A 16,887-nucleotide genomic window follows, 5' to 3' on the forward strand; every position below is an offset into this window, starting at 1 on the left:
TGATGCTGCCTTTTTCCTCCCGCCCGCTTATTGCCCTCCTGGCCGCCGGTCTACTCGCCGCTCCTCTCCCTTTGCTAGCTGCGGACCCAGGAATCGAACAGAGCGAAACCCAACAGGACGGCTGGACGATCAATCTCAAGGACGCTGACATCCGCGCCTTCATCGATCAGATCAGCCAACTGACCGGACAGACATTCATCGTCGATCCGCGCGTCAAAGGCCAAGTGAGCGTCGTGTCATCGACAACGCTTTCGCTATCGGAGGTCTATCAGCTGTTCCTGTCAGTCATGGCGACCCATGGCTACAGCGTACTCACTCAGGGAGAAGTCGCACGAATCGTGCCCAACGCGGAAGCGAAATCGGAGGCCGGCGGCGGGCCGACAGGCGGCGATCTGCTTGAAACCCGGGTGATCCAAGTCCAGCACACGTCTGCCACTGAGCTTATCCCGTTGATCCGTCCGCTTGTGCCGCAATACGGCCATCTCGCTGCGGTGGGCTCCGCCAATGCCCTGATCATCAGCGACCGTAGCGCCAACATTGCCCGCATCGAAGACCTTGTCCGTCAGTTGGATCGTGCCCAGACCGACGACCACAGCGTGGTGAACCTTCAATACGGCTGGGCGGTGGATATCGCTGAGGTACTGCGTAATACCCTGGCGCGTGGGGAAGCCCGCGACACGGCAGGTGCGCAGATCATTGCCGATTCGCGCACCAACCGGCTGATCTTCACCGGCCCGGAACAGGCCCGCCAGAAGCTGGCAAGCTTGGCGAAGACGCTGGACACACCCAGTACCCGCTCGGCGAACACACGGGTCATTCGTCTGCGCCACAACGACGCCAAGTCGCTGGCCGAAACCCTCGGCGATATCTCCGAAAACCTTGCCACGCCGACAGACGGCGAAGCCCAGGGCGGACGGCAGCAGAACATTCTCATTCGTGCCGACGAAAGCCTGAATGCGTTGGTCATGCTCGCCGAGCCCGAACTGATCGGCACGCTCGAGTCGATCGTGCGCCAGCTCGATATCCCACGTGCGCAGGTGATGGTCGAGGCGGCTATCGTCGAAGTCTCCGGAGACATCACTGATGCGCTGGGTGTCCAGTGGGCGGTAGACGCACGCGGCGGAACAGGCGGCGCTGGCGGGGTCAGCTTCGGCAATACCGGCATCTCTATAGGCAGTGTGCTTAATTCAATACGGGAAGATGAGATCCCCAACGAGCTTCCTGACGGCGCAATCATAGGGGTCGGGACGCGCAGCTTTGGCGCCCTGATCACGGCCCTTTCTGCCAACAGCAAGAGCAACCTGTTATCAACCCCCAGCCTGCTTACGCTGGACAATCAGGAAGCTGAAATTCTTGTCGGCCAGAACGTTCCGTTTCAGACCGGCAGCTATACCACTGACTCGTCCGGGGCGAACAATCCTTTCACAACGATTGAACGGCAGGACATCGGCGTGACCTTGAAGGTGGTTCCGCACATCAATGACGGCGCTACGCTACGCCTGGAAATCGAGCAGGAAATTTCCTCAATCGCTCCGTCCGCAAGCCTGTCTGCTCAGGCCGTCGATCTGGTGACCAACAAACGCTCCATCAAAAGCACCATTCTTGCCGAAGACGGACAAGTCATCGTATTGGGCGGTCTGATACAGGACGATGTAACTCGGACTAATTCAAAGGTGCCACTGCTGGGCGACATCCCGCTGCTTGGCGCGCTGTTCCGCTCGACGCAGGAAAGCCACGTCAAACGCAACCTGATGGTGTTCCTCCGCCCTACGATTATCCGCGACCGCGCGGGGCTGGCAGCACTTTCCGGGAAGAAGTACAGCGACATACGGGTTATCGAAACTGACTCCGACAGCCCGAGCATCCTGCCCGCTACACCCGAACGGCTCTTTGACGGCCAGGGCCAGCCGGCTCCCGCCATCGACCTGCGCTCCAATGAACCGGCGCAACGCCGCGCCGTGCCGGACGCGCCAGCAACGCAGCGCGCACCTGCAACCTTCACGCCGCAGACTCAACCGAGACAACAGACATCGGTACGTTCAGGCTGGGCGGTGCAGGTGGCCAGCCTGCAGAATCGCGACAGCGCTACCGCACTGCGGGACAAACTGACCGCCGAGGGCTTCGATACGTACATTCGGACGACAGGCCGCACCCACCGCGTCTTCGTGGGCCCGATCAGTCAACGACCGGAAGCAAATCAAGTCCGCGAGCAGCTGGCTAACGAGCAGCGTCTGGATGGATTTGTGGTGAACTTCGACTCCGCTGACAACTAACGGGCCGGAAACAGGCGGCTGCTAGCGCGTTCCTTCGCCATTTACTAACGCCCGCATAAAACAAAAACCCCGCCGAATCGGCAGGGTTTTTCCAGCGAGACCGGCTAACCGACTACCCTTACAGCGCAGCTAACCCTCTGGCGAGATCGGCTTTGAGATCAGCCACGTCTTCCAGGCCAACCGCAACGCGAATCAAGCTGTCGCGAATACCAGCAGTCGCTCGATCTTCAGGCGAGAGCCGCCCATGAGTGGTCGACCCCGGGTGCGTAATAGTGGTTTTGCTGTCGCCTAAATTGGCCGTAATGGAGATCAGCCGGGTGGCATCGATGAAACGCCACGCACCATCACGCCCCCCCGCCACCTCGAAGCTCAGCACCGCACCGAAACCTTTCTGCTGCCGTTTCGCCAACGCGTGTTGCGGGTGGCTGGGCAGTCCGGCGTAGTAGACCTTCTCCACACCCGACTGCTGTTCGAGCCATTCAGCCAACGCCTGTGCGCTGGCGCAATGGGCTTGCATGCGCAACCGCAACGTTTCCAGTCCCTTGAGAAAGACCCAAGCATTGAACGGACTTAACGTCGGGCCTGCAGTGCGAAGAAAGCCAACGACCTCCTTCATCTGTTCCGCTCTGCCGGCCACTACACCGCCCAGGCAACGACCTTGCCCATCGATGTACTTGGTTGCCGAATGGATGACGATGTCGGCCCCGAGCGCCAGCGGCTGTTGCAAGGCCGGTGTACAGAAGCAGTTGTCGACTGCGAGCATTGCGCCCTTCGCATGGCAAAGCGCTGCCAGGGCCTCGATGTCAACCAGCTCAGCCAGCGGATTGGAAGGCGATTCAACAAAGACCAGCCGAGTGTTCGGCTTGAACGCTGGCTCCCAGAGGGCTACATCCGTAAGGGGCACATAATCGACTTCTAGCCCGAAGCGCTTTAGATACTTTTCAAATAACGAGACGGTTGCACCGAATACACTGCGAGAAACCAGGACGTGATCACCCGCCGAGCACAGGCTCATCACCGTCGCCAGGATTGCGGCCATGCCTGAGGCCGTGGCCACGGCCTGCTCGGCGCTCTCCATAGCGGCGATACGCTCTTCGAATGCCCGGACCGTGGGGTTGGTATAGCGCGAATAGACATTCCCCGGCACTTCGCCAGCGAAACGCGCTGCGGCGTCGGCAGCACTTCGGAACACATAGCTGGACGTGAAGAACAGCGGTTCGCCATGCTCACCCTCAGGAGAGCGATGCTGACCCGCACGAACGGCGAGCGTATCCATGCCTACGTCGGTCAAGTCACTGTCCAGCCGGCCAGCGTCCCAGTCAGTTGCCATAGTCTTATTCACCTTGGACGAGCCGGCGGCGCGGCCGGCTTGCCGATCAGTTGTTGTACAGGTCGATTATGGCGCTGCCCGCAACGCCCTTTGTCTTGCTCAGATCGTTACGTGCCTGTTCGATCTTGTGCAGGTACACCGCGTCGATATCACCGGTCACATACTTGCCATCAAACACCGCGCAATCGAAGTTTTCTATCTTCACCTTGCCGCCGCCAACCGCATCAATGAGTTCATCCAGGTCCTGATAGATCAGCCAGTCAGCACCGATCAGCTCTGCAACCTCCTCGGTACTGCGGTTATGTGCGATGAGTTCGTGTGCACTGGGCATGTCGATGCCATAGACGTTCGGGTATCGAACAGCGGGCGCGGCGGAACAGAAATAGACGTTTTTGGCGCCTGCTTCGCGCGCCATCTGGATAATCTGCTTGCACGTCGTCCCGCGTACGATGGAGTCATCGACCAGCATGACGTTCTTGCCACGAAATTCCAGGTCGATTGCATTGAGCTTCTGTCGTACGGATTTCTTGCGCGCCGCCTGGCCCGGCATAATGAAGGTCCTGCCGATATAGCGGTTCTTGACGAAGCCTTCGCGGAACTTGACGCCTAGTCGGTTAGCCAGCTCCAGTGCCGCTGTACGGCTTGTGTCGGGAATCGGGATGACCACGTCGATATCGTGTTCCGGACGTTCGCGGAGAATCTTGTCCGCCAGCTTCTCGCCCATTCGCAGGCGCGCTTTGTACACCGAAACGCCGTCCATCAGCGAGTCCGAGCGAGCCAGGTAGACGTGTTCAAAAATGCAGGGCGCGTAGTGGGGATTCGTGGCGCATTGGCGCGTGTGTAACTTGCCGTCCACAGTGATGTAAACCGCCTCACCCGGCGCAAGATCGCGTATCAGCGAAAAACCGAGAACGTCCAACGCGACGCTTTCGGAGGCGATCATGTATTCAACGCCGTGTTCGGTATGGCGCTGCCCGAACACAATAGGCCGAATCGCATTAGGGTCACGGAAACCGACGATGCCATAGCCGGTCACCATGGCCACCACCGCATAGCCTCCTACGCAACGCTCATGAACCTTGGCCACAGAGGCGAAAACGTCCTCTTCAGTGGGCTGAAGCTTGCCGCGTACAGCCAGTTCATGGGCAAAGACGTTAAGCAGCACCTCCGAATCGGAATTGGTGTTTACGTGGCGCAGGTCAGATTCGTAAATTTCTTTGGTCAACTGATCAACATTGGTCAGGTTGCCGTTGTGCGCCAGAGTGATCCCGTAAGGAGAGTTCACGTAAAACGGTTGCGCTTCGGCCGAGCTGGAGCTGCCCGCGGTGGGATAGCGGACGTGACCGATACCCATGTTGCCGACCAGACGCTGCATGTGGCGCTGCTGAAATACGTCACGAACCAGCCCGTTATCCTTGCGCAGAAACAGCTTGCCGCCATCACTGGTTACGATTCCGGCTGCATCCTGACCACGGTGTTGCAAGACGGTAAGCGCGTCATACAACGCCTGATTGACGTTCGACTTACCGACAATGCCGACAATGCCACACATGCAAGGAACCTCTCAGTTGGTACAGGCTGGTCCGGATGTGCCAACGGCCAACAGACCGAGGCATACCCGTTTTTTTAAGTGTTCGTTTCAGCCGGAAGCGTCGAGTGAGCCGGCTACCCATTGACTACCGAACCCTAGAATCACGTTCTTCGACCAATCCGCTACCAGCAGAAAATGCGGCAGCAACGTCGACTCACGCCACCATGGATCCTGCTGTACAGGCGCCAGGCTGAGCAGACCAACCAACACCACGATTAGCAGTCCGCCTCTAGCTGCGCCAAAAACCATCCCAAGAAAGCGATCCGTGCCGGAAAGCCCGGTAACACGAACCAGCTCACCGATGAGAAAGTTGATCAGCGCGCCTACCAGCAACGTCACGATGAAAAGAATTGCGCACGCTGCGATGACCTGAAAAGAAGGTGTGCTGATAAAGTCGGCGAGATGATGAGACAGCGCACCGCCAAACATCCAGGCGACAACGCCAGCGACGATCCAGGTGAGCAGTGAGAGCGCTTCTTTGACGAAACCGCGCTTCAGACTGATCAGGCTGGAGATCACAACAACGGCGATAAACGCCCAATCGACCCAGGTGAATGTCACAGGGTTTCCTGCACAGGAGAAAGGCGCCGCATTTTAACAGAGCACCCGCTACGGAGTAAGCGTTAAGCGCCTCTCTTGAGCACAGGCGGTTGAAGTGAATTGAGCTTCGCCTTTAAGAAGCAGCAGGCTCAGCCTTGCTCTGGTTTGAAGCGTACGACAAAACCATCCAGCTTCTGCTGACGCTGCAGCTGGTCACGTAGACGATTGGCTTCCGCCCGCTCCACTAGAGGCCCGACGAAAACCCGATTCATCCCATCGGCGGTGCGGATATAGGCGTTATATCCCTGCGAGCGTAGCGTCTGCTGCAGCTTCTCGGCATTTTCGCGACTGGAAAGGCTGGCCAGCTGTACGGACCAACTAACCGGCAGGTTCGCTGTATCAAGTCGTTTTTCTTCCGGGGTTTGACGCGTGGAAGCGTTACCTACTTGAGCAGGAGCCGGTTCTGATGCGGGTTCTGGCTCAGTAAGTACCGGCGCCGGCTCGATGGGTGCTACCGGGGATTCTGGTTGGGCGGCCTGAGGTCCCTCTTCGATGATTTCGAACTCTTCGGGAAATGGCTCGACTTCAGGCTCCGGCACTTCGACAGGCTGTGTCTCGATCACAGGCACGGCTGGCGCATCAGGCATTTCCGGCGCGTCTACCGCAACCTGCCGACCAGCATCTTCGCGATTGAAAAGCATCGGAACGAATATCACCGCCAGCGCAACAAGCACCAGCGCGCCGACGATACGCTGCAGTAATCCTTTATCCACCACGACCTAGCCCTCCACTCGCTGCGTGCCGATCAAGCCAAGCCAGCGCTTCAGCCACGCAATAAAAAGATCCGAACAGTACGATCTCGTCTCCATCGTCCGCCTTATTGCACTGCGCCTCTAGCGCCTGTGCGATTCCCGGATGAATAGTGACGGGCGCGCCGCGTTCCATCAATGCCGCACTGAGCTCGATAGCGGTCCGCGTACGAGGCGTCGGCAATGGACCCACTGCCCAGCTAGCGACAACGGGCAACATTTCTTCGATCACGCCGGGAAGATCTTTGTCGGCCAGCAGGCCAAATACGGCGTGTCGGCGTTCAGCCCTCTCATGCCGCCCAAGCTCACGAGCCAGATAGCCAGCGGCGTGCGGGTTGTGCGCAACGTCCAGCAACACCGACAACTCTTTACCACCCCAGCGAATCACACGACGGTCTAGCCGGCCGGTTACACGGGTGCTCCGTAGCGCCTCTGTGAGCTGCTCCGGCTGCCAGGCCGTCTCGAGCATTGCAAACGCCTGCAATGCCACCGCCGCGTTTTCCAGAGGCAACGGCAACATCGGTAGATTTTTAAGCTCTAGCGTACGGCCCGCTTGTGTCATGCCGTGCCAGTGCCAGCAGTCTACTGCTCGCTCCAAATCAAAATCACGGCCACGTACGAACAACGGCACGGTGGACTGAATCGCGCTGTTCATCATGGAGTCGGGGGGCGCAGTATCACCGCATATGGCAGGTCTAGCGGGACGAAAGATCCCGGCTTTTTCGAACGCCACGCTCTCCCGCGTCGTGCCCAGCCATTCGGCATGGTCCAGGCCGATGTTGGTTACCACGGAGACGTCGGCGTCGACCAGGTTAACCGCATCCAAACGGCCACCGAGTCCGACTTCAAGCACTACTGCGTCAAGGCGCTCACGCTCGAAAAGCCAAAAAGCGGCGAGCGTGCCCATCTCAAAATAAGTTAGGGAAACCGAGCCACGTGCGCGCTCGACTGCTTCGAACGCCTCGCACAGCGACTCATCGGTGGCATCGTCTCCGTTAATGCGAACACGTTCGTTGTAGCGCAGCAGATGGGGCGAGCTGTATACGCCCACCCTCTTGCCCTGCCCGGCCAGCATGTTGGCGATAAACGCGCAGGTCGAGCCCTTGCCGTTTGTGCCAGTAACGGTAACGACTTGAGCGGCGGGACGTGTAAGGCCAAGCGTGGTCGCCACCGCGTGACAGCGATCGAGCCCCATCTCGATCGCTGTGGGATGCAACTGCTCGAGATAATCGAGCCAGTCTTGCAGGCTCCGCCGGGTCATGCGTCGGCCGTTACCCGCGCAGGTTCTGCCGGGGTAGGCAGTTGCTGCAATTGTGCGAGAAGACGTGCGAGGCGGCTTCTAAGCTCGGATCGAGGAACAATCAAGTCGATGGCACCGTGATCAAGCAGGAATTCGCTGCGCTGGAATCCTTCAGGCAATTTCTCTCGAACCGTCTGCTCAATTACGCGCGGACCAGCAAAGCCAATCAACGCTTTGGGTTCTGCGACGATTACGTCCCCGAGCATGGCCAGACTTGCCGATACGCCACCATAAACCGGGTCGGTCAGAACGGAAATGAATGGCAAGCCCTCTTCGCGCATACGGGCCAGCACAGCGGACGTCTTGGCCATCTGCATTAACGAAATGAGCGCCTCCTGCATCCGAGCACCGCCGGACGCAGCGAAACAAACCAGCGGACAGCGTTGCTCAAGCGCAGCATTAGCAGCTCGAACGAAGCGCTCACCAACGATCGCCCCCATTGACCCACCCATGAAGGAGAACTCAAACGCGCAGGCCACCACCGGCATATGCATCAAAGTCCCGCGCATGGCAATAAGCGCATCCTTTTCGCCCGTCTGCTTTTGTGCAGCGGACAGGCGATCCTTGTACTTTTTACTGTCACGAAACTTAAGACGGTCGACAGGCTCCAGTTCCGCACCAAGCTCCTCTCGCCCTTCCTTATCAAGAAAGATGTCTAAACGAGCTCGCGCGTCGATACGCATGTGATGCTGACATTTTGGGCAGACATCGAGAGTTTTCTCGAGCTCTGGCCTATACAGGACTGCCTCACAGGACGGGCATTTATGCCACAAACCCTCGGGCACTGAGCTTTTCTGCGTTTCCGAGCGCATGATCGAAGGGATCAGCTTATCTACCAGCCAGTTGCTCATGCTTTTATTCTCCACAGCTTGTCAGTCCCGCGCGTAACAATTGCACGCCGGCATAATTCTCTTTGTTGCGACCGGACTCCAATCGGAGCTCAACAGCGTCGCACAAGCGATAGCCCTAAAGGGCGCTGTCGCTGATATTTAGCCCACCGCCCAACAGAGCAGTCATCAATGGTGGCTCACCATCCAACGGGTGTTTAACTGGACGGCAATGAACTCCAGCTCGTCACATCGCCTCTCTAACCAGCCGAATGAATTCCCGTACGCTCTCGGCATCCTTGATACCCTTGCGCACCTCCACTCCGCCGCTCACATCCACGGCGAAGGGCTGTACTTCGGCCATAGCCCGCTGAATATTTTTCGGGTTCAACCCGCCCGCCAGAATTAAAGGCTTGGGCAGATCCACTGGAATCATCGACCAGTCAAACACCTCGCCCGTCCCACCTGGCACGCCCGCAACGAACGTATCGAGAAGTATGGCGCTTGCCCTGGAGTACCGGGCAGCCTGCGTCCGAATGTCTTCGCCCGCCTTGACCCGCAGCGCCTTGTACCACGGACGATGAAAACCTTCGCAGTCGGCCGGCATCTCATCACCATGAAACTGCAACACGTCCAACGGCACGGCATCGAGCGCTTCGTTGAGCTCGCAACGCGAGGCGTTGACGAACAAGCCAACCGTAGTAACGAAAGGCGGCAAAGCAGCAACAATGGCACGCGCCTGTTGAATACTTACGGCCCGAGGACTTTTGGCATAGAACACCAGACCGATCGCATCCGCTCCGGCTTCAGCCGCGATAAGCGCATCCTCAACGCGGGTGATTCCACATATTTTGCTACGAACGATAGGCAACGGCAGGTACCTGTTACGGAAGACCCGGATGGTAACAAAAGCGCTACAGGCTGCAACCTGCTTCACTTGGCCGTTAAGCGAAGGAAAGGGGCGTTTACACACTCCCCTCACGATCGAACAGGTCGTCAGTCAGTTTCGCAAGTTCTCACATCTGGCAGGCCAGACAGGAAATGCGGACCAAGATAGCGAGCGGGTAACTCGAATTGTTCAGGATAGTCCACCTGAACCAGATACAGACCATACGGATGCGCCGTCACGCCACCCGTTCGCCGCACTCTCGACTCCAGCACCTCTCGCGCCCATTCTACTGGCCGCTCGCCCGCACCGATGGTCATCAGTACGCCAGCAAAATTACGCACCATGTGGTGGAGAAAGGCATTAGCACGGACGTCAATCACGATAAGGCGCCCGTGCTCAAGCAGTTCCAAATGGTGGATAGTTTTGATTGGCGATTTCGCTTGGCATTGACGCGCCCGGAACGCGCTGAAGTCATGAGTGCCAACAAATGCTTTGGCCGCTTCGCGCATACGGCTGACATCCAACGGCCGGTGGTTCCAGGTCACTTCTTCGGCGAGGTGCGCGGGTCGAATCTGATCGTTATAGATTACGTAGCGGTAACGACGCGCCATGGCACTAAAGCGCGCGTCGAAGCTCTTCGGCATCGTTTTGGCCCATGTCACGCTAATGTCGCCAGGCAGGTTCATGTTTGCCCCCATTACCCAGGCGTGCATCGAACGTGCTACCGGCGTGTCGAAATGCACCACTTGAGCACAGGCATGAACGAGCGCGTCGGTGCGCCCCGCACAACTCAGTACGACGGGGTGTCCGCCCGCCACTTTGCTCAGCGCGCGCTCCAAAGACAGCTGGATAGATGGCACACCATCCCGCTGCCTCTGGAACCCTCGGTACCGAGAGCCCTTGTATTCAACGCCGAGCGCTATTCTGAAAACGTCAGCGGCAGCCGATGGGGCTGCCGCGTCTGGTACTGCATCAATCATGGTTAAGCGAGTTTGGCGAGCATGTCTCGCGCCTCTTGCTGTTGGGTATCGCTTCCTTCGCTCATGACCTCATCAAGAATATCGCGAGCGCCTTCCGCATCGCCCATATCGATGTAAGCCCGTGCGAGGTCTAGCTTGGTGGTGGTTTCATCCGTGTCGGAGAAGAAGTCAAAATCGTCATCCGATGCATCAGAAGCAGACTCGACAGGCGCGATTGAAGTCGGGGATAGCGACTCAGGCTGACTGAATGGCTCCGATACGTCGCGAGACAAGTTATCAAGTTCAGCCTCGACCTCTTCCAGTTCCGAGGAAAAGCTGTCCGGGCCAGGGGTTGCACTGGCGTCATCTTCAAGCGACAGGTCAAATTCGTCCGGCATGTCTGTGGGTTGTGCAGGGCTGAAACGCTCGTCAAGGCTCAGCACATCGCCCTCACCGGACGTCGTTGAGTCCTCGTCGAGATCCAGCGAGAAGCCAGCCAATTCTTCATCGAGAGAAACCTCATTTGACTTGGGCGACTCGTCCAACTCAAAAGAGAAGTCATCGGCTGATTGCTCTTCAGAAGCTGCTTCAAGATTGAACTTGTCAAAATCGAGCACATCGAGTTCCGACGTCACCTCACGAGACGGCGCGACCTGGGCATCTGTCAGCCCGTCGTCCAGTTCGAGATCATCCAAGCTGAGACCGAAGTTATCGTCAGCAACCTGCGTTACGGCAGGCGACGGCGCTTCAAGCTCGAGATCGTCTAGATTGAAGCTATCGAAATCGGCATCGGTTGCAGCGGCAGCGGCCGCGCCACCTGCAGCGGCCGCCGCGGCCATCGCCGGATACCTAGCTTTTGTCTGATCGATAGCCGCGGCAGAGCCACCGATATCGCGCAGTTCCGCCTCCTGCCGAGCAAAGCCCTCACGATCGCCGAGCTCGGCGTAAACTTCCATGAGCTTCAGACGCAAATCACTTCGCTGCGGCTCATCGTTGAGAGCGCTCTGCAACAGGTCAGCGGCCTGATTGAAACGACCATAGGCAATGTAGATATCAGCCTCAGCAAGAGGATCGGCACCGCTTCCTGCCAGCGAGTCAACCGACTGTCTATCAGCTTCTTGGTCGATGCCATGATCGGCTGGCTCAGCACCCGACGAACCGAGGTCCTGCTGCGCCATGTAAAAGGTATCTGGCTCACTGTCAGCGAGCAGGCTTTCCTGAAGCTCAGCCTCTTTCATGGCGTTGCGACGGGACAACGCCATCAGCCCGATCAGCAGAAGCAGCAATGCGCTGCCACCCAGAACGCCGAGCATCACAGGATTGGCCAATAACTCATCAACGTAGCTACCGTCTTCCGGCTCCTGGGTAGCAACCTCGGGCGCTGCCGGGGCTACAACGGTGGGTGCCTCGGCGGCCGGCTCTGGGCGTTCGGTCACGTTCGATTGAGCTTCCGGCACCACCGAAGCGTCAACCTCAGGCTTGGGGTTTGTTTCAGCGGCAGACTCCGGCGCTTCGGGCGTAATGCCGGCCTCTGCTCCGCCCTCCTCCATCGATGAGTCAACCGGTGTCGGTGCGTCCGCTCCTGGCTCCGCCCCAGTCGCCAATTGCGCCTGCAGCTTGGCTAGCTGATCATCCTTGAGCTGCATAATGCGCTGGAGCTTATCCAACTGGCCCTGGAGGTCGCTCAGCCGATCCTTGAGATCTACATTCTCACGGCGACTCGAGTCGAGGCTCTCTTCTGTCACAGCGAGCTTGTCACGCAATGCTGCTGCGTCGTTTCCAGTCCCGGTATCGCTGCCTGTGGTGGACTCGCCAGTTTCTGGCGCGACCAATCGGAGACTGTCGCCTTGCTCGCTGCGAGACGGCGCCTCTCCTGCCGCGCCGCGCTGGGTAGCATCAATCTGACGCGCCCCCGTTGCAGCAGCACTCGCAGCCTGGCGCCAGCTTGCGTTCTGTTGCGCTACCTGCTGAATCGCTTCAGCTTGCGAACGACTCCCAACCTGCTCGGCAGTCGGCAAGCGAAGTACTTGTCCATTCTTCATCCGGTTGATGTTGCCGCCGATAAACGCATCAGGGTTCAAATCCTGAATGGCCAACATGGCCTGATGCACGGTGCCGCCCTGACGCGCACCTTCAGCAATCTCCCAAAGCGTTTCGTTGGGGGTTACCTTGTGCTCGCCTTGCTGAGCGGAACCGGTAATCGGCGCCGACTTAGGCTGTACAGCTGCGCGTGGCACAGGCGCAGAGCGAGTGGCCGGGACCGAAACGGGCAACTGGGGCGCAACGGAAGCAGCGATCTCTGGTGAATAAAGCGGGGGATCGAGCAGCAAGGTGTACTCGCGCAGCAGTCGACCGCTTGGCCAGAGCACCTCGATAAGGAAATTCAGGTAGGGTTCGCGAACCGGTTTGGTGGAGGACACTCGTATGACGCTTTTACCATCTGGGCGCAGAACCGGAGTAAAGGTGAGATCGGTTAGAAAATACTGGCGATCCACCCCCGCCCGATTGAAATCCTCAGCGGATGCCAGCACCGGAACCACCTCGCCCGGCGCCAGCGTCTTCGCGTCCAGCAGTTCGATTTCAGCCACCAGTGGTTGATTCAGCGCGGACTTAAGCGTGACCTCTCCCAACCCCAGCGCATAAGCCATTTCGGAAGTCAGCGCGGTAGCAGCCGCGATTGCCAGCACCAGATTGCGAACCCGAACCATTATGTAAATCCCTTGTTTTTTAACTTTTCTCGGATCTTCGAGAGGGTCTTATATTCGCTGCCTGCCCGCCAGGTGGCGGTCCCCCGTCAGCGATAAGCCTAAACAGCGTCGTCAGCTAGAATAGTTCTTCGAATTTCCAGCAAGTATCTTTTACAGATAGTGTTTTATCAACAACTCACCAGACCACGCGGCATGGCCCGCCGCGCCTTTTGGCACGTTATCAGACACAATCCACAAATTAGGCCTACACACCTCAAGTAAGTCAGATTAGCGTCGCTGGCGAAGTGCATACGCCCTTTGGCTAATCGCCCCCCGGCGGTGTCGTTAGCGTTAAGCGGTCAAAACCCACCACGTTGCTCGAGGCATACCATCCGAACGGGCGCCACTGTAGCCGAAACGGGTTGGGTAGAAGAGTGATCTCGGCTTAACCCGACGAACCGCGCCGCGATCTATTCCGTTTTGCCGTTTCGTAGCAGCAAGTCAAACAATTGCAGACCGCAATAAAAAAGCGCCGCGGATACACCGAGGCGCTTTCTAGACATAACTCGTCCGCGATTACCGCTCTAACAGTATGCGTAGCATGCGGCGTAGCGGCTCGGCAGCGCCCCAGAGCAGCTGATCGCCCACGGTGAACGCACCCAAATAATGCGAGCCCATGTTCAGCTTGCGCAAACGACCCACCGGAACGCTCAACGTGCCGGTTACAGAGGTTGGACTGAGCTCTTGCATGCTCGCATCACGGTGGTTCGGGACGAGCTTTACCCAGGGATTGTGCTGGCTGATCATGCCTTCGATATCCGAAATAGGGACATCTTTATTGAGCTTGATAGTCAATGCCTGGCTGTGGCAACGCATCGCGCCGACACGCACACAGATCCCGTCCACCGGTATTGGGCTCTTGAAGCGGCCAAGAATTTTGTTGGTTTCCGCCTGCGCCTTCCACTCTTCGCGGCTCTGTCCGTTTGGCAGCTCCTTGTCGATATAAGGAATGAGGCTGCCTGCCAGCGGCACGCCGAAGTGATCCACTGGAAAGGCTTCGGAGCGCTGACACTCGGCTACTTTTCGATCGATATCCAGGATCGCACTGGCCGGGTCGGCAAGCTCATCGGCAACCGAGGCATTGATGGTACCCATCTGCCGGATCAGTTCGCGCATATTCTGAGCACCCGCGCCGGACGCGGCCTGATAGGTCATGGCGCTCATCCAGTCGACCAAGCCATTTTCGAACAGACCACCAAGGCCCATCAGCATGAGGCTGACAGTGCAGTTACCGCCGATGTAGTTAAGGGTGCCCGCATCGAGCTGATGGTCGATCACTTTACGATTGACCGGATCGAGCACGATCACTGCGTCGTCATGCATACGCAGCGTAGACGCCGCATCGATCCAGTACCCCTTCCAGCCCGCTTCACGCAGCTTGGGAAAGACTTCGCTGGTGTAGTCGCCGCCCTGACAGGTCAATATCACGTCTAGGGTTTTCAGTTCGTCGATGCTGTAGGCATCTTTCAGCGGCGCGGTGTCATGGCCGACAGACGGACCCTGACCACCTACGTTGGAAGTGGTAAAGAAAACTGGCTCGATCAGGTCGAAATCCCGCTCTTCCAGCATCCGCTGCATGAGCACGGAACCAACCATGCCGCGCCAACCGATCAGACCTACACGTTTCATCGCAACTACCTATATATGTGGCCTGCCAGGCAGGCCGTCGATAACTAAAAATTGCTCTCAGGTTCGATGGCGAGGGCGCGCTGTCTAGCAGTAGCGCCTCGCCATTACTCGGCGTATTCGCCTAGCCGTCGCCCGCAAGCTCTACCAACGGCTGGTGCAATGGGGCCAGAGAGATTACAGCTTCGCGAGCGCCGCGACTACTGCGTCGCCCATCACCTGGGTGTTGACCTTCTGGCAGCCTTCGGACCAGATATCACCCGTGCGCAGCCCCTCGTCGAGCACATTGCTGACGGCCTGCTCAATCGCGTCGGCGGCAGCCGCCTTATTGAAGCTATAACGAAGCATCATCGAAACGGAAAGAATCGTGGCCAGCGGATTAGCGATACCCTTGCCCGCTATATCCGGCGCCGAGCCATGGCAGGGCTCGAACATACCCTTGTTGTTCGAGTCGAGAGACGCGGACGGCAGCATGCCGATGGAGCCGGTCAGCATGGAAGCCTCATCCGACAGAATGTCGCCGAACATGTTGTCAGTAACGATCACGTCGAATTGCTTGGGTGCCCGCACTAGCTGCATTGCGGCATTGTCGACATACATATGGCTGAGCTCGACCTCCGGATAGTCCTTACCGACCTCCTCCACCACGGCGCGCCAGAGCTGGCTTGATGCGAGTACGTTCGCTTTGTCGACGGAGCAGAGCTTCTTGTTGCGCACCATCGCCATGTCGAAGCCGACCTTGGCGATACGGCGGATCTCGCTTTCACTGTACGGCAGCGTGTCGTACGCCATCCGCTCGCCGTTCTCCAGCACCTTGCTTTCGCGCGGCTGGCCGAAATAGATGCCACCGGTCAGCTCGCGAACGATCAGGATATCCAGCCCGGCCACGATCTCAGGCTTCAGCGAGGACGCATCGGCCAGTTGTGGATAGAGCAGCGCCGGGCGCAGGTTACCGAACAGCCGCAGTTCGGAGCGAATCTTGAGCAGGCCGCGCTCAGGGCGAATGGCAGGATCGATGGTGTCCCACTTCGGGCCGCCCACGGCGCCAAGCAGAATGGCATCGGCAGCGCGCGCGCGCTCAAGGGTTTCGTCCGCCAGCGGCACGCCATATTTGTCGACCGCTGCGCCGCCCAACTCGTCGTAGCTTAGCTCGAAGCCCAGCTGGAACTTGTCATTGGCCAGCTGCAGTACCTTGACCGCTTCGGCCATGATCTCCGGGCCGATACCGTCGCCGGGGAGAATTAGAATCTGTTTGGACATCTGGTATTCCTTATAGGGGAGTCACATCGCGGCCGGGGCGTTTCGTAGGGTGGGCTTCAGCCCACCGACTTAGTAATACTCAGCCTATTTGATCGCGCCGAAGAGCCATGGCTGGCTCTGCTGGTGACGGGTTTCGAACGCTTTGATCGCGTCCGCGTCCTGCAGCGTCAGGCCGATATCGTCGAGGCCGTTAAGCAGGCAGTGCTTGCGGAACGCATCGACCTCGAAACCGTACTGCTTGCCATCCGGGCGGGTGACAGTCTGCGCCGCAAGATCAACCGTCAGCTGGTATCCCTCAGCGGCCTCTGCCTGCTCGAATAGCTCATCGACCGCGTCCTCACTCAGCACGATCGGCAACAGGCCATTCTTGAAACTGTTGTTGTAGAAGATATCCGCAAAGCTCGGCGCGATAATTGTCCGGAACCCGTACTCCTCAAGCGCCCAAGGCGCGTGCTCGCGCGACGAACCACAGCCGAAATTCTCACGAGCCAGTAGAACGCTAGCGCCCTGATAGCGCGGAAAATTCAGGACGAACTCATGATTCACCGGCCGATTCGAGCAGTCCTGATTGGGCTGCCCGACATCCAGGTAGCGCCACTCGTCGAAGAGGTTCTGGCCGAACCCAGTGCGCTTGATCGACTTAAGAAACTGCTTCGGAATGATTTGATCCGTATCGACATTGGCGCGATCGAGCGGCGCGACGAGGCCGGTGTGCTGGGTAAATGCTTTCATATCG

The 16,887-nt window shown here is 58.4% G+C and carries 13 protein-coding genes and 1 pseudogene; 1 reads left to right on the top strand and 13 read right to left on the bottom strand.

The genetic code is table 11. From position 1 onward, the window contains the following. Positions 1-2: 2 nt before the first annotated feature. The gene (gspD, locus tag K4O48_RS12425) at positions 3-2,273 is read left to right on the top strand and encodes a type II secretion system secretin GspD (protein WP_222908618.1); all 2,271 of its coding nucleotides are present in this window, start codon (positions 3-5) and stop codon (positions 2,271-2,273) included. Positions 2,274-2,391: 118 nt separating this feature from the next. Here gspD and K4O48_RS12430 read toward each other — a convergent pair whose 3' ends face one another. The 13 genes and pseudogenes from K4O48_RS12430 to leuD all read right to left on the bottom strand — a co-directional run bounded on the left by K4O48_RS12430 (position 2,392) and on the right by leuD (position 16,883). Continuing rightward, the gene (locus tag K4O48_RS12430) at positions 2,392-3,603 is read right to left on the bottom strand and encodes an O-succinylhomoserine sulfhydrylase (RefSeq protein WP_222908620.1); all 1,212 of its coding nucleotides are present in this window, start codon (positions 3,601-3,603) and stop codon (positions 2,392-2,394) included. Between the two features lie 46 nt (positions 3,604-3,649). Continuing rightward, positions 3,650-5,155: an amidophosphoribosyltransferase gene (gene purF / locus K4O48_RS12435; RefSeq protein WP_222908621.1), complete on the bottom strand. Its 1,506-nt coding sequence runs from the start codon at positions 5,153-5,155 to the stop codon at positions 3,650-3,652. 87 nt (positions 5,156-5,242) lie between these two features. Next, positions 5,243-5,755 carry a CvpA family protein gene (locus tag K4O48_RS12440; protein WP_222908623.1) on the bottom strand — a complete coding sequence of 171 codons (513 nt, stop codon included), beginning with the start codon at positions 5,753-5,755 and terminating at the stop codon, positions 5,243-5,245. A gap of 128 nt (positions 5,756-5,883) precedes the next feature. Continuing rightward, positions 5,884-6,507, bottom strand: coding sequence for an SPOR domain-containing protein (locus tag K4O48_RS12445; protein WP_260523624.1), 624 nt, complete (start codon positions 6,505-6,507; stop codon positions 5,884-5,886). Further along, complete coding sequence (gene folC, locus K4O48_RS12450) at positions 6,500-7,804, bottom strand: bifunctional tetrahydrofolate synthase/dihydrofolate synthase (protein ID WP_222908624.1); 1,305 nt, start codon at positions 7,802-7,804, stop codon at positions 6,500-6,502. Before folC ends, K4O48_RS12445 begins: the two co-directional genes overlap by 8 nt. Then, positions 7,801-8,694: an acetyl-CoA carboxylase, carboxyltransferase subunit beta gene (gene accD / locus K4O48_RS12455; protein WP_222908626.1), complete on the bottom strand. Its 894-nt coding sequence runs from the start codon at positions 8,692-8,694 to the stop codon at positions 7,801-7,803. The genes folC and accD overlap by 4 nt, the downstream gene beginning before the upstream one ends. 223 nt (positions 8,695-8,917) lie before the next feature. Continuing rightward, positions 8,918-9,541 (bottom strand): phosphoribosylanthranilate isomerase, encoded by a 624-nt coding sequence (locus K4O48_RS12460; RefSeq protein WP_222908627.1) that lies wholly within the window; start codon positions 9,539-9,541, stop codon positions 8,918-8,920. Between the two features lie 125 nt (positions 9,542-9,666). Continuing rightward, positions 9,667-10,539, bottom strand: a complete 873-nt coding sequence (truA, locus tag K4O48_RS12465; RefSeq protein ID WP_222908628.1) for a tRNA pseudouridine(38-40) synthase TruA — start codon at positions 10,537-10,539, stop codon at positions 9,667-9,669. A gap of 2 nt (positions 10,540-10,541) precedes the next feature. After that, positions 10,542-13,226 (bottom strand): FimV/HubP family polar landmark protein, encoded by a 2,685-nt coding sequence (locus tag K4O48_RS12470; protein ID WP_222908630.1) that lies wholly within the window; start codon positions 13,224-13,226, stop codon positions 10,542-10,544. 150 nt (positions 13,227-13,376) lie between these two features. After that, a pseudogene (locus tag K4O48_RS20505) lies at positions 13,377-13,475 on the bottom strand (hypothetical protein); the annotation flags it as partial. A 306-nt stretch (positions 13,476-13,781) separates the two neighbouring features. After that, positions 13,782-14,894, bottom strand: coding sequence for an aspartate-semialdehyde dehydrogenase (gene asd / locus K4O48_RS12475; protein ID WP_222908631.1), 1,113 nt, complete (start codon positions 14,892-14,894; stop codon positions 13,782-13,784). A gap of 174 nt (positions 14,895-15,068) precedes the next feature. After that, on the bottom strand, positions 15,069-16,151 hold the full coding sequence (gene leuB / locus K4O48_RS12480; protein WP_222908633.1) for a 3-isopropylmalate dehydrogenase: 1,083 nt from the start codon (positions 16,149-16,151) through the stop codon (positions 15,069-15,071). A gap of 84 nt (positions 16,152-16,235) precedes the next feature. Next, entirely contained in the window at positions 16,236-16,883 is a 648-nt protein-coding gene (gene leuD, locus K4O48_RS12485) for a 3-isopropylmalate dehydratase small subunit (RefSeq protein ID WP_222908635.1), read from the bottom strand. Between the last annotated feature and the right edge of the window lie 4 nt (positions 16,884-16,887).

Origin of the sequence: Pseudomonas sp. DNDY-54, assembly GCF_019880365.1 — a bacterium.
Taxonomy (GTDB): domain Bacteria; phylum Pseudomonadota; class Gammaproteobacteria; order Pseudomonadales; family Pseudomonadaceae; genus Stutzerimonas; species Stutzerimonas stutzeri_P.